Here is a 12,715-nt window from a genome sequence, read left to right on the forward strand (position 1 = left end):
CCTCAGACGATCGTCTTGACCGCCGCCACCACCTTGGCGGCACTCACCAGCGCCGCCTTCTCCAGATTGGCCGCATAGGGCAGCGGCACGTCCTCGTCGCACACGCGCAGCACCGGCGCGTCGAGGTCGTCGAACCCTTGCTCCATCACGAACATCGCGACCTCGCTGGCGATCGAGCAGGTCGGCCAGCCTTCCTCGACCACGACGATGCGGTTGGTCTTGGCCAGGCTCTTGAGCACCGTGCCGCGGTCCAGCGGCCGCAGCGTGCGCAGGTCGATCACCTCCGCGTCGATCCCCTCGCCGGCCAGCGTCTCGGCGGCTTCCAGCGCCAGCCCGACGCCGATCGAATAGCTGACGATCGTCACGTCGGTGCCCTCGCGCATGATCCGCGCCTTGCCGATCGGCAGCACCCAATCGTCCAGCTTGGGCACGTCAAAGCTGCGCCCGTAGAGCAGCTCGTTCTCCAGGAAGACGACCGGGTCCTCGGTACGGATCGCCGCCTTGAGCAACCCCTTCGCGTCCGCCGCATCATAGGGCGCGATCACGATCAGCCCCGGTACGCTCGCATACCAGGGCGCGAAGTTCTGCGAATGCTGCGCGCCGACGCGCGACGCCGCGCCGTTGGGACCGCGGAACACGATCGGGCAGCGCATCTGCCCGCCCGACATATAGTTGGTCTTGGCGGCCGAGTTGATGATGTGGTCGATCGCCTGCAACGCGAAGTTGAAGGTCATGAACTCGACGATCGGCCGCAATCCGCCCATCGCCGCGCCTGCGCCGACGCCGGCGAATCCGTACTCGGTGATCGGCGTGTCGATCACGCGCCGCTCGCCGAATTCGTCGAGCAGCCCCTGCGTCACCTTGTACGCGCCCTGATATTGCGCGACCTCCTCGCCGATCACGAACACGCGATCGTCGGCGCGCATCTCTTCGGCCATCGCATCGCGCAGGGCCTCCCGCACGGTGGTCCTGACCATCTCGGTGCCCGCCGGGAGCGCCGGATCGGCGACCTGGGCGTCGAGCCGTGCCGCGTCGAACATCTGCCGCGCACCCGTCTCGACCTGCTTGGGCTCGGGCGTCGCTTCCGTCTTCTGGTCGGCGGATTGACCCTGCTCGGGCTTGGGCGGCTCGGCTTCAGACTTGCCCTCGCCGGTCGCAGCTGGCTCCGCCCCGTCCTCGCCCGCCATCTCCATGATGACGGTGCCGACCTTCACATTGTCCGTGCCCTCGGCGATCAGGATGCGGCCGACGGTGCCCTCGTCGACCGCCTCGAACTCCATCGTCGCCTTGTCGGTCTCGATCTCGGCGAGGATGTCGCCGGACTTCACGGCGTCGCCTTCCTTGACCAGCCACTTGGCCAGCGTGCCCTCCTCCATCGTCGGCGACAGCGCCGGCATCTTGATCTCGACGGCCATCAGTAACGCTCCACCAGCACGTCGGTGTACAGTTCGGCGGCGTCCGGCTCCGGCGTGCTCTCGGCGAAGTCGGCCGCCTCGTTGACCTGCTTGCGGATCGCCTGCTCAACGGCCTTCAACTCGTCCTCCCTGACCCCCTGCTCGCCCAGCAGCTTCTTGGCATATTCGATCGGGTCGGATTTCTCGCGCACCGCCTGCACCTCCTCGCGGCTGCGGTACTTGGCCGGATCGCTCATCGAATGGCCACGATAGCGATAGGTCTTCATCTCCAGGATGATCGGTCCCTTGCCCGCGCGCACCCAGGCGAGCGCCGTCTCGGCAGCTCCACGACAGGCGAGTACGTCCATGCCGTCGACCTGCAGCCCGGGAATACGGAAACTCTCGCCGCGCCGATACAGCTGGTCCTCGGCCGACGCGCGATTGACGCTGGTGCCCATCGCGTACTGGTTGTTCTCGATCACGAAGATCACCGGCAGCTTCCACAGCTCGGCCATGTTGAAGCTCTCGTACACCTGCCCCTGGTTCGACGCGCCATCGCCGAAATAGGTCATGCACACGCCGCCATCGCCGCGATATTTGTGCGCGAACCCCAACCCCGTGCCCAGCGAGACCTGCGCCCCGACGATGCCATGACCGCCATAGAACTTCCGCTCGGTCGAGAACATGTGCATCGACCCGCCCTTGCCGCGGCTGATGCCGGCACCGCGCCCGGTCAGCTCGGACATGATCGCCTTGGGATCGATGCCGTAGGCGAGCATGTGACCATGATCGCGATAGCCGGTGATGACCGAGTCCTTCTCGCCATCCAGCGCGGATTGCAGCCCGACCGCGACAGCCTCCTGCCCGATATACAGATGGCAGAACCCGCCGATCAGCCCCAGCCCGTACAACTGCCCGGCCTTTTCCTCGAAGCGGCGGATCAGCAGCATCTGGCGGTAGAATTCGATCAGCTCCTCCTTCGACGCCGCATAGGGCTGCGGCTCGTCGGGTCGCTCGCGATTGGGTGCGGGCGGGGGAGCGGTGCGGGCGACGGCGGCTTTGGCCATAGGGAAGCATGCGTCCTGCGGAGATTTGCTCCGCTATAGGCGCGGACGGCGAGCGGGAGCAATCCAACCCTCTCCCGCGTGCAGGAAAGGGAGTGTAGTTGCTCCACCTACTTCCACATACCTCCAGGCACCTCCACGCACCTCCCGGGCGGAAGCCGGGGCCAGGTCGGCCGCGCCGGGATCAAGCACGATGCCCCGTCGCAGCGCGCATCTGGGCCCCGGCTTTCGCCGGGGAAGAGCTTGGGTAGGATCAAGCCCCTGTCCTTCGGCGCGAGCGAGAAAGGGAGGAAGAGAGCAGCGGTTGCCCTCGCCCTTTCCACCCGCCAAAGCCCCCCGCACATGGCGCAACCTCCACACCCCCTCACCATCCCCTATTTCCGCGCCTACTTCCTCTCGCGCGTCGCCGGCACCGTCGCGACCACCTCGTTCGGCATCCTCGTCGGCTGGCAGGTGTATTCGATCGCCCGCGGGGTCGAGGGCATGAGCATCCGCGATGCCGCGTTCCTGCTCGGCATGATCGGCCTGGCGCAGTTCGTGCCCCTCTTCCTGCTGACCCCGGTTGTCGGCCTGGCCGCGGACACTTTCGATCGGCGCTGGATCGTGCGCGCGACCACCGCGCTGCTGCTCGCGACCGTCGTCGCGCTCGGGCTGCTGACCTGGGCCGGGGCGCTGACCATTCCCGCGCTGTTCGCGGGCGCGGTACTGATCGGCGTCGCGCGGGCCTTCGGCGGCCCGGCCTACTCGGCGCTGGCCCCCAACCTTGTCCCCGCCGAGAGCTTGCCCACGGCCATCGCAGTTAGCGCGATCGCCTGGCAGCTCGGCTCCATCATCGGCCCCAGTCTGGGCGGGTTGATGTTCGGGTTCGCCCCCCTCCTCGCCTATGCCGTCGCCGCGGCGCTGCTGGGCCTCGCCTTGGGCACGATGTTCCTGATCGGCCCCGTTCCACAGCCGCCGCGTGAACCCGATCATCGCCCGTTCGCGCGCGTGGTGGAGGGCTTTCGCTACGTCCGCGCCAATCGGCTGGTGCTGGCGACGATCACGCTCGACCTGTTCGCCGTCCTGCTGGCCGGGGCCACCGCACTGCTGCCGATCTACGCGCGCGACATCCTCCATGTCGGTCCGCACGGGCTGGGGCTGCTGGCGGCCGGCTCGGGCATCGGTGCGGCGGTTGTCGCCTTCTTCTACTCCTGGCGGCCGATGAAGACCAACGTCGGCGTCAAGATGCTCTGGGCGGTCGTCATCTTCGGCATTGCGACGATCGTGTTCGGACTCGCGACGCCGATCGCCGATCTGCTCGGACTGCCGACCCCGGTGATCGGCCTGCCCGGTTCGCTCGGCGGCGGCGCGCTCGCGCTCGCGCCGGCCTTCATCCTCAGTCTGGTGGCGCTGATCGTCGCCGGGGGCGCGGACATGGTGTCGGTCTATGTCCGCACCTCGCTGATCCAGCTCCATACCCCCGATGCGATGCGCGGCCGCGTCAGTGCGGTGTCGCAGCTCACAATTTCTGCCTCGAACGAACTTGGCGAGGCGGAGAGCGGGCTGGCGGCGGCACTGGTCGGACCCGAGGCGGCGGTGGTGATCGGCGGTGTCGGCGCGATCGCGGTGACGCTCGCCTGGTCGGGGCTGTTTCCCGAACTCAGGCTTGCCAAGACGTTCGCGCCCCCCGACATGCCGTCCCCGAACCCTGCTCCAGGAGCCGTGCCATGAAGGCGAATACCGTTCTCGACACGATCGGCCGCACGCCGCACATCCGCGTCCAGCGGCTGTTTCCCGACTCGGAGGTCTGGATCAAGTCGGAGCGGTCGAATCCCGGCGGCTCGATCAAGGACCGCGTCGCGCTGGCGATGATCGAGGACGCGGAGGTCTCCGGCCGCCTGCTGCCCGGCGGCACGATCGTCGAACCGACCAGCGGCAACACCGGCGTCGGCCTGGCGATGGTGGCGGCGGTGAAGGGCTACAAGCTGATCCTCGTCATGCCCGAATCGATGTCGCTGGAGCGTCGCCGCCTGATGCTCGCCTATGGTGCGACGTTCGAACTCACCCCGCGCGAAAAGGGTATGAAGGGCGCGATCGAGCGCGCCTCGGAGATCGTCGCCGCGACCCCCGGTGCATGGCTCGCCCAGCAGTTCGAGAACCCGGCGAACATCGACGTCCATGTCCGCACCACCGCCCAGGAGATCCTTGAGGATTTCCGCGACACGCCGATCGACGTGATCATCACAGGCGTCGGCACCGGCGGGCACATCACTGCCGTCGCACAGGTGCTCAAGAAGGAGTGGCCGGACCTGAAGGTGTACGCCGTCGAGCCGTCACTTTCGCCCGTTATCGCTGGCGGTCAGCCGGGTCCGCATCCCATCCAGGGCATCGGCGCGGGCTTCATTCCAGCCAATCTGCACGCCGACCTGCTCGACGGCGTGATCGACGTCGACGCGGCCGTCGCCAAGGACATGGCGCGCCGCTCGGCTCGGGAGGAAGGGCTGCTGGTCGGCATTTCGTCCGGCGCGACGCTGGCGGCGATCCTGCAGAAGCTCCCCGACCTGCCCGAAAACGTCCGCGTGCTCGGCTTCAACTACGACACCGGCGAGCGCTACCTGTCGGTCCCGGACTTCCTGCCCGAAGCGTGAGATTACAGATTCTGGTCATGCTGAACTTGTTTCAGCATCCATGCGCGCGCGTCGGTAACGGACGGAACGCCCGTGGCTGAGCGAATCGCATGGACCCCGAACCAGGTTCAGGGTGACGGGGGCGGCAGGTGGCTGCGCCCCATCCTCCTCCTCGTCGCCGCGCTTGCCCTCCTCGTACCTGCGCTGCTGGTCCGATACGCCCCACCCGTGCCGATCGCGCCGCGCTTCCGCCCGGCCGCGCTGCCGCCGCAGCGCGTCGTGCCCGCCGCCGAGCTGCCCAAGGTAGAGCCGCTGGCGCTGATCGCGCTGACCACCGATGCGGCGCGCGCCTACAATGCCGAGGTGCCCTACGTCACCGGGCCGAACCCGGCCGCTCGCCCCTACCGGTTCGTCGGCAGCGACATCGACCGCGCGCGCGCCGTCGACTGTCTGGCTGCCGCGCTGATCTACGAGGCCGGCGACAGCGTCGACGATCAGCGCCCGGTCGCTCAGGTCATCCTCAACCGCCTTCGCCATCCCGCCTTCCCCAAGACGGTGTGCGGCGTGGTTTTCGAAGGGTCGGAACGGCGCACCGGCTGCCAGTTCACCTTCACCTGCGACGGCGCGCTCGCCCGCTGGTCGCCGTCGCCGGCCGGCTGGCTGCGCGCGCAGGCGATGGCGGCGGCGGCGCTCAACGGCGCGGTGTCGAAGCAGGTCGGGTGGGCGACGCACTACCATACCGACTGGGTCGTCCCGTATTGGCAGTCCAGCCTCGACAAGCTCGCCAAGGTCGGCACGCATCTGTTCTTCCGCTGGACTGGCTGGTGGGGCACGCCAGGCGCGTTCCGCAACCCCGGCGCGCAGGCGGAGCCCGCGCTGGCGAAGATGGCCGCCTTGTCCCCCGTGCATCGCGCGTCGGCAGGACTGCCCGACGAGATGCTTGCCGGGGTCGTCGCGGAAGCCCTCGACGAGGAGATGGAGGCCGCCCCCGCCGCCGCGGGCGAGCCGGACAGCTTCCTCGTCACGCTCAGACCCACCACCGCGCCGGCGCTGTACCCGTCCCTGGCGGAGACCGCCTGCGGGGCGCGGACGCGCTGCTCCTACCACGCCTGGCTCGACCCGCGCGAGACGCCGACGGCGCTGCCGCTTCGTTCCGAACAGATCGCGACGATGACGTTCGCGTACCTGCGCGACCGCACCGGCGGCGTGGAACGGACGCTGTGGAACTGTCAGCAGGTTCCCCGCGCCGACAAGCGCCAGTGCATGAAGGTGCAGGTGCTCGCCCCCGCGCCCGAGCCGACGCCGGTGCCAGTCGTCGCGCCGAAAGGGCCAACCGAGCTCGACGGCGTCCGCCGCCGCCCGGCGACGCCGGCTCCTGCGGCCTCCCCGACGCCGGTCAGGCCGCCAGGAACATCTCCGGCGGCAGCGCCATCACCGACTCCGCCCCGCCCTCGATCTGCTTCCTGAGCGAGCCGGTCTGCGGCAGCAGCCGCTCGGCATAGAAACGCGCGGTCACCAGCTTGGCGTCCAGGAACGCCGCGTCGCCTTCTCCGGCCGCCTTCAGCCGCGCCGCCGCGCTCGCCATGCGCAGCCACATCAGCCCCACCGCGACCAGCCCCGTCAGGTGCATGTAGGGCACCGCCCCCGCGCCGACATGGTCGGGGTTCTTCATGCCATTAGCCATGAACCACATAGTCGCCCCCTGCAGATCGCCCAGCGAAGTTTCCAGACCAACCGCAACTTCGGCAAGAGAAGTGACCCCCTTCGCCGCCGCAATTTCATCCCCCACCAACCTGAAGAACGCCTGCACGGCCCTCCCGCCATTCTGCGCCAATTTGCGCCCAACCAGATCCATCGCCTGCACGCCGTTGGTGCCCTCATAGATCATCGCGATCCGCGCATCGCGGACATACTGCTCCATCCCCCACTCAGCGATGTAGCCATGCCCGCCATAGACCTGCTGCGCATCGGTCGCGATCTTGTACCCCATATCGGTCCCGAAACCCTTGATGACCGGGGTCAACAGCCCGATCAGGTCGCCCGCCAGCTGCTTCGCTTCGTCCGTGTCGGCGAGGTGCTCCAGATCGACCTGCAACGCCGCCCACAAGCACATAGCGCGCAGACCTTCGGTCAGCGCCTTGCTCTCCATCAGCATGCGCCGGATGTCGGCATGAACGAACAGCGTATCCGCCTTCTCTGCCGGCTCCTTGGCGCCCGTCAGCGCCCGCCCCTGCCGCCGGTCGCGGGCATAGGCGACCGCGTTTTGATACGCGGTCTCCGCGATGCCCAAGCCTTGCAGGCCGACGCCCAGCCGAGCGGCGTTCATCATGATGAACATGGCGGCGAGGCCCTTCATCTCCTCACCCACCAGCCACCCGGTAGCAGCATCATAGTTCATCACGCACGTCGAGTTGGCGTGAATGCCCATCTTGTGCTCGATCGAGCCGCACGAGACCGCATTGCGCGCACCCAGCGAGCCGTCCGCCTGGACCATGATCTTGGGAACCACGAACAGCGAGATACCCTTCGACGAGTTCGGCGCACCCGGCGTCTTGGCGAGCACCAGGTGGATGATGTTCTCCGTCAAGTCATGCTCGCCCGACGAGATGAAGATCTTCGTCCCCGTGATCGCATAGCTGCCGTCGGCCTGCGGCTCCGCCCGCGTCGTGATCAGACCAAGGTCGGTGCCGCACTGCGGCTCGGTCAGGTTCATGGTCCCACCCCATTCACCCGACACGAGCTTCGGAACGTACATCGCCTGCTGCTCGGGCGAACCCTTGGCGACCAGCGCGGCGATCGCGCCGTGGGTCAGACCCGGATACATCGCGAAAGCCATGTTGGCTGAGATCATGTACTCCTGAAACGCCGTCGAGACGACGTGCGGCATGCCCTGCCCCCCGAACTCGGGCTGATTGCCAAGCGTCGCCCAGCCGCTCTCGACGAATTGCTTGTACGCTTCCTTGAACCCGTCCGGCGTGGTGACGCTGCCATCGGAATGTCGCGTGCACCCCTGTTGGTCGCCGGATTGATTGAGCGGAAACAACACCTCGGCGACGAACTTGCCGCCTTCCTCCAGCACAGCGTCGACCACATCAGGCGTCGCTGCCTCGAACCCGGGCTGGTCCAGGTAGCGATCGAGCCCGACCACGTGCTCCAGCACAAAGCGGGTGTCGCGGACGGGGGGCGTATAGCTGGGCATCGTCGATGATCCTGGTCTTGAACGTCACCGGCTCAGGGGCAAGGTGACGACAGTGTTGAGCTTGGCAGCAGCGTTACGTGGTCTTCGACCCGCGTGCACACCGAATTGGATACGCAATCTCCCTAGATCAACCTGCGCAGAGCGGCTTGCCGTCGGCACCCCGGAGCATCGCCGCTTCGGAAACCGACTCGCTCAGCCGCTCCACCGTAAGCGCGGTCAGCGACGCACGACCCGAGCAGACCCGACCACATGCCGCCGGCAGCACGGCCGGAAAAGCGATCCGCTCCCCGTCGAACTCAGCCTCGAATCGGCATTCGCCGAAGGTGATGCGAAGCGCGGCACCGTCGCGCTCCACCGTGCCGGCGGCCGAGCAGCCCTGACCTTCGCCATAGTCGACTCGCGCGCCGATCCGATCCGCGCGCCCGCCGGGAACGACGCACAGTCTATCGGTCTCGTTCGCCCAGATTCCGAACAGCGTGCCACCGGCAGGGTCGGGCACCAGTCCCCGCGCCACTGCCGCGATCTCCAGACGTGCGCCCGGCGTGTCGGCCGAAGGCTTGCTCTGCTGACACGCCGCGAGCAGCAGCACGGCGGCGATGGCCCTTAGGACGCGCACAGCCGATCACCGTCGACTTTGCGATAAAAGCAGGAGCGCGCGCCGGTATGACAGGCCGGTCCGGCGGGCTCGCAGATCAGCCACAGCGCGTCTTGGTCGCAGTCGACGCGCATCTCGATCACGCGCAGCACGTTCCCGGACGTCTCCCCTTTTTTCCACAGCCGCCGGCGCGATCGCGACCAGAAATGCGCGTCGCCGCTCGCCTGCGTCGCCGCCAGTGCCTGACGATCCATATGAGCCACCATCAGCACCGCGCCCGCGCGATCGGTGACGACGGCGGTGACGAGCCCGGCAACATCCCAGCGGAGGTCCAGCCGGTCACCCGTCTCGCGATCGTTTGTCATAGGCCTTCTTAGCGCAACCGCGCCTTGCGCCAACAGCGGCCGAGTGAGGGGCGACATTCACGGACGACTGACCTATAGGGGCCACGCACGACGCGAGCGCCCATGCTGACAACCAATCCTTTCGAACCCTTCGATCCAGACGGAGACAAGCTGCGCGAGGAGTGCGGCATCTTCGGCGTGTCCGGCAGCGACTCGGCGGCGGCATTGGTCGCGCTTGGGCTCCACGCGCTGCAGCATCGTGGGCAGGAGGCGGCGGGGATCACCTCGTTCGATGGTCGCTCGTTCCATACCCACCGCGCGATGGGTCATGTCGCCGGCAATTTCGACCGCGATGACATCATCCGTGCGCTGACGGGGTCGGTCGCTGCGGGGCACGTCCGCTACTCGACGACGGGCGAGGCGGTGTTGCGCAATGTCCAGCCGCTCTATGCCGAGCTGCAGTCGGGCGGGTTCGCGATCTCGCACAACGGCAACATCTCCAACGCCCAGCGGCTGCGCAAGGAACTGGTCCGGCGCGGGTCTATCTTTCAGTCGACGTCCGACACCGAGACGATCATTCATCTGGTCGCCACGTCCAGTTATCGCACCCTGCTCGACCGCTTTATCGACGCGCTCAAGCAGATCGAAGGCGCCTATTCGCTGATCGTGATGACGCCCGAGGGAATGATCGCGTGTCGCGATCCACTCGGCATCCGGCCATTGGTGATTGGCCGGCTGAACGGCGCGGTCGTGTTCGCGAGCGAGACGGTGGCGCTGGACGTAGTCGGCGCGACCTTCGAGCGCTCGGTGCTGCCGGGCGAACTGGTGATCGTTCAGGACACGCCCAACGGTCAGGAGGTGCGCTCGATCAAGCCGTTCGCGCCGATGAGCCCGCGGCCCTGCATCTTCGAATGGGTGTATTTTTCGCGGCCCGATTCGATCGTGGACGATCGGTCCATCTACGACGTTCGCAAGCGGATCGGCGCCGAGCTGGCGCGCGAGGCGCCGGTCGACGCCGACCTGGTCATCCCGGTCCCCGATTCGGGCGTGCCGGCGGCGATCGGCTATGCGCAGGCAAGCGGCATCCCGTTCGAGCTAGGCATCATCCGCTCGCACTATGTCGGCCGCACGTTCATCCAGCCGGGGGACGGTGTCCGTCACCTCGGTGTCAAGCTGAAGCACAACGCCAACCGCGCGCTCATCAAAGGCAAGCGGGTGGTGCTCATCGACGATTCGATCGTGCGCGGGACGACCAGCCTGAAGATCGTTCAGATGATGCGCGAGGCGGGCGCGGCGGAAGTCCACCTGCGCATCGCCAGCCCGCCGACCCGACACAGCTGCTTTTATGGTGTCGACACGCCCGAGCGAACGAAGCTGCTTGCTGCCAAGCTCGATCTCGGCGGCATGACCGACTTCATCCACTGCGACAGCCTGGCCTTCGTTTCGATCGACGGGCTCTACAAAGCATTGGGCGAGCCGAAGCGCGCCGACATCCGGCCCAAGCATTGCGATGCCTGCTTCACCGGCGATTATCCCACGACGCTGACCGACCAGGACGAGTCGGCGGATGTCGACCAGTTCGCGCTGCTGGCGGAGCGGGTGAACTGATCGCATGACGACGTCGCTGAAGGGACAGGTAGCGGTCGTGACCGGCGCGAGCCGGGGCATCGGCGCGGCGACCGCCGAGGCGCTGGCCGCGCGCGGTGCGCATGTGGTGCTGACCGCGCGTACGGCAGCGGGGCTGGAGGAGGTGGAGCAGCGCATCTTCGACGCGGGCGGATCGGCGACGATCGCGCCGCTGGACCTGACGCAGACCGATGCGATCGCCAAGCTGGCGGTGGCGGTGGAGGGGCGCTGGAACGCGCTGGACCTGCTCGTGCTCAACGCGGCCACGCTGGGTCAGCTGGGTGCGGTCCCGGCGATCGATCCCAAGGAGATGGCGAGCGTCCTGACCCTCAATGTCAGCGCGCAAGGCGCAATGATCGCTGCGTTCGATCCCCTGCTGCGGCGCGCTGCGGCGGGCAAGGTGATCGGCATCACATCATCGGTCGGGCGAACCCCACGCGCCTATTGGGGACTGTACGGTGCCTCCAAGGCGGCGTTCGAGACGCTGCTGGGTGCCTATGGCGACGAGATGGCCGCCATCAGCCGGGTCCGCACCGCGATCGTCGATCCCGGCGCGACCCGCACCGCGATGCGCGCGCGCGCCTTTCCGGGCGAGGACCCGCTGTCCGTCAAGGGCCCCGCCGTGGTCGCGGAGCGGATCGTAGCACTTGCGGAGGCGGGGTTCGACGCCGGGCACTTCGAACGGGTTAGCGCTTCACCAGCGTGACCTGGGCGACATCGATGCCACCGCCGCGGAAGCCGCCTTCGCAATACATCAGGTAATACCGCCAGAGCCGAACGAAGCTGGCGTCGAGCCGAGTGGGCAGGCGGCCCTCGGTCACCGCATGGTCGAACCGCTCTCGCCAGCAGCGGAGTGTCTCGGCATAGTTGGGGCCGAAGGCGTGGTGGTCGGTCCAGACCAGTCCACGCTCCTCGGCGAGTACGCGGAAGCGTTCGGTAGACAGCAGCATCCCGCCAGGGAAGACGTAGCGCTGGATGAAATCGACGCTGTCGGCATAGGCCGGGAACACGTCGTCGGCGATGCTGATGAACTGCAGCGCCGCGCGGCCGCCCGGCTTCAGGACGCGCGCGATAGTGTCGAGATAGGCGGGCCAATACTCCTGCCCCACCGCCTCCACCATCTCGATCGACGCGACCGCATCGTAGCGGCCCTGCTCGTCGCGATAGTCGGCGAGAGCGACCGTGACGCCGGGCAGCGCACGGGCATGGACGAATGCCTGCTGCTCGGTGGAGAGCGTCAGGCCGCGTACGCGGACGCCTGCCGCGGAAGCGACAGCGGCGAACGAGCCCCAGCCGCAGCCAATCTCGAGCACCTCGTCCCCGGCTGATGCGCCGGTGCGCGCGAGGATCGCCGCCAGCTTGCGCTGTTGTCCTGCCTCCAGCGTCTCCTCGCCCCCAAGCTCCCCGGCGAACATCGCACTGGAATAGGTCAAGCTTGCGTCCAGCCATTCGCGATAGAAGTCGTTGCCGAGGTCGTAATGCGCCTCGATATTCTCCTGCGCTCGTCGCGGCGTGTTGCGGCGCATCGCGTGCCAGGCACGAGCGGCGAGGCGAGCCGGGCCACCCGACCGTGCCGTACGGCCCAACGGGACGCGGTTGCGCATAAACAGGTCGAATAGCGGCACCGGGTCGGGGCTGGACCAGTCGCCGTCGCGCCAGCCGCGATACCAGCCTATCGACCCGCCGGTGACGAGCCGGGTCAGCGCGCGCCAGCGGTGGACCGAGACTATGGGGATCGGCCCAGGCGCGCGGCCGCCCAGCACACGGTGCGTGCCGTCCGGTAACGTCGCGTCGATGCCGCCCTCGTCCAGCCCTGCGTCGATGGTATCGAGGATGCGGTGAAACATTGGCACGAACAGGCGATTGAACATCAGGCTCTCTTCGCGA

At 67.7% G+C, this 12,715-nt stretch carries 11 protein-coding genes; 5 read left to right on the forward strand and 6 right to left on the reverse strand.

Features of this window, described 5'->3' with window-relative positions:
• Positions 1 to 2: 2 nt before the first annotated feature.
• Both JWN21_RS05500 and pdhA read right to left on the reverse strand, forming a co-directional pair.
• Complete coding sequence (locus JWN21_RS05500; protein ID WP_299647072.1) at positions 3 to 1,415, reverse strand: pyruvate dehydrogenase complex E1 component subunit beta; 1,413 nt, start codon at positions 1,413 to 1,415, stop codon at positions 3 to 5.
• Positions 1,415 to 2,461: a pyruvate dehydrogenase (acetyl-transferring) E1 component subunit alpha gene (pdhA, locus tag JWN21_RS05505; protein WP_299647074.1), complete on the reverse strand. Its 1,047-nt coding sequence runs from the start codon at positions 2,459 to 2,461 to the stop codon at positions 1,415 to 1,417. The genes JWN21_RS05500 and pdhA overlap by 1 nt, the downstream gene beginning before the upstream one ends.
• Before the next feature lie 339 nt (positions 2,462 to 2,800).
• Between pdhA and JWN21_RS05510 the strand changes: the two genes are divergently transcribed.
• The 3 genes from JWN21_RS05510 (at position 2,801) to JWN21_RS05520 (ending at position 6,531) form a co-directional block, all read left to right on the forward strand.
• Positions 2,801 to 4,168 (forward strand): MFS transporter, encoded by a 1,368-nt coding sequence (locus tag JWN21_RS05510; protein ID WP_299647076.1) that lies wholly within the window; start codon positions 2,801 to 2,803, stop codon positions 4,166 to 4,168.
• Positions 4,165 to 5,085 carry a cysteine synthase A gene (cysK, locus tag JWN21_RS05515; protein WP_299647078.1) on the forward strand — a complete coding sequence of 307 codons (921 nt, stop codon included), beginning with the start codon at positions 4,165 to 4,167 and terminating at the stop codon, positions 5,083 to 5,085. The genes JWN21_RS05510 and cysK overlap by 4 nt, the downstream gene beginning before the upstream one ends.
• 72 nt (positions 5,086 to 5,157) lie before the next feature.
• On the forward strand, positions 5,158 to 6,531 hold the full coding sequence (locus JWN21_RS05520; protein ID WP_299647080.1) for a cell wall hydrolase: 1,374 nt from the start codon (positions 5,158 to 5,160) through the stop codon (positions 6,529 to 6,531).
• On the opposite strand, the gene JWN21_RS05525 is transcribed toward JWN21_RS05520, so the two are convergent.
• From JWN21_RS05525 to hisI, 3 genes are all read right to left on the reverse strand, one after another.
• Positions 6,461 to 8,263, reverse strand: coding sequence for an acyl-CoA dehydrogenase C-terminal domain-containing protein (locus JWN21_RS05525; RefSeq protein WP_299647082.1), 1,803 nt, complete (start codon positions 8,261 to 8,263; stop codon positions 6,461 to 6,463). The two genes, JWN21_RS05520 and JWN21_RS05525, sit on opposite strands and share 71 nt — an antisense overlap.
• A 127-nt stretch (positions 8,264 to 8,390) precedes the next feature.
• On the reverse strand, positions 8,391 to 8,879 hold the full coding sequence (locus JWN21_RS05530; protein ID WP_299647084.1) for a hypothetical protein: 489 nt from the start codon (positions 8,877 to 8,879) through the stop codon (positions 8,391 to 8,393).
• On the reverse strand, positions 8,867 to 9,223 hold the full coding sequence (hisI, locus tag JWN21_RS05535; RefSeq protein ID WP_299647086.1) for a phosphoribosyl-AMP cyclohydrolase: 357 nt from the start codon (positions 9,221 to 9,223) through the stop codon (positions 8,867 to 8,869). Before hisI ends, JWN21_RS05530 begins: the two co-directional genes overlap by 13 nt.
• A gap of 102 nt (positions 9,224 to 9,325) precedes the next feature.
• Here hisI and purF point away from each other — a divergent pair, with 102 nt between their 5' ends.
• Entirely contained in the window at positions 9,326 to 10,810 is a 1,485-nt protein-coding gene (purF, locus tag JWN21_RS05540; protein WP_299647088.1) for an amidophosphoribosyltransferase, read from the forward strand.
• A 4-nt stretch (positions 10,811 to 10,814) separates the two neighbouring features.
• The gene (locus JWN21_RS05545; RefSeq protein WP_299647090.1) at positions 10,815 to 11,534 is read left to right on the forward strand and encodes an SDR family NAD(P)-dependent oxidoreductase; all 720 of its coding nucleotides are present in this window, start codon (positions 10,815 to 10,817) and stop codon (positions 11,532 to 11,534) included.
• Here JWN21_RS05545 and JWN21_RS05550 read toward each other — a convergent pair.
• Entirely contained in the window at positions 11,515 to 12,699 is a 1,185-nt protein-coding gene (locus JWN21_RS05550; protein WP_299647092.1) for a cyclopropane-fatty-acyl-phospholipid synthase family protein, read from the reverse strand. The genes JWN21_RS05545 and JWN21_RS05550 overlap by 20 nt on opposite strands.
• Between the last annotated feature and the right edge of the window lie 16 nt (positions 12,700 to 12,715).

This window comes from Sphingomonas bacterium (genome assembly GCF_028292945.1).
Taxonomy (GTDB): Bacteria; Pseudomonadota; Alphaproteobacteria; order Sphingomonadales; family Sphingomonadaceae; genus Sphingomonas.

What these genes read in the sequence shown, in the direction of transcription:
- JWN21_RS05510 (WP_299647076.1), top strand. Translation starts at nt 2,801, where the DNA reads ATGGCGCAACCTCCACACCCCCTCACCATCCCCTATTTCCGCGCCTAC.
- JWN21_RS05525 (WP_299647082.1), bottom strand. Translation starts at nt 8,263, where the DNA reads ATGCCCAGCTATACGCCCCCCGTCCGCGACACCCGCTTTGTGCTGGAG.
- purF (WP_299647088.1), top strand. Translation starts at nt 9,326, where the DNA reads ATGCTGACAACCAATCCTTTCGAACCCTTCGATCCAGACGGAGACAAG.
- JWN21_RS05545 (WP_299647090.1), top strand. Translation starts at nt 10,815, where the DNA reads ATGACGACGTCGCTGAAGGGACAGGTAGCGGTCGTGACCGGCGCGAGC.
- cysK (WP_299647078.1), top strand. Translation starts at nt 4,165, where the DNA reads ATGAAGGCGAATACCGTTCTCGACACGATCGGCCGCACGCCGCACATC.
- JWN21_RS05500 (WP_299647072.1), bottom strand. Translation starts at nt 1,415, where the DNA reads ATGGCCGTCGAGATCAAGATGCCGGCGCTGTCGCCGACGATGGAGGAG.
- hisI (WP_299647086.1), bottom strand. Translation starts at nt 9,223, where the DNA reads ATGACAAACGATCGCGAGACGGGTGACCGGCTGGACCTCCGCTGGGAT.
- pdhA (WP_299647074.1), bottom strand. Translation starts at nt 2,461, where the DNA reads ATGGCCAAAGCCGCCGTCGCCCGCACCGCTCCCCCGCCCGCACCCAAT.
- JWN21_RS05550 (WP_299647092.1), bottom strand. Translation starts at nt 12,699, where the DNA reads ATGTTCAATCGCCTGTTCGTGCCAATGTTTCACCGCATCCTCGATACC.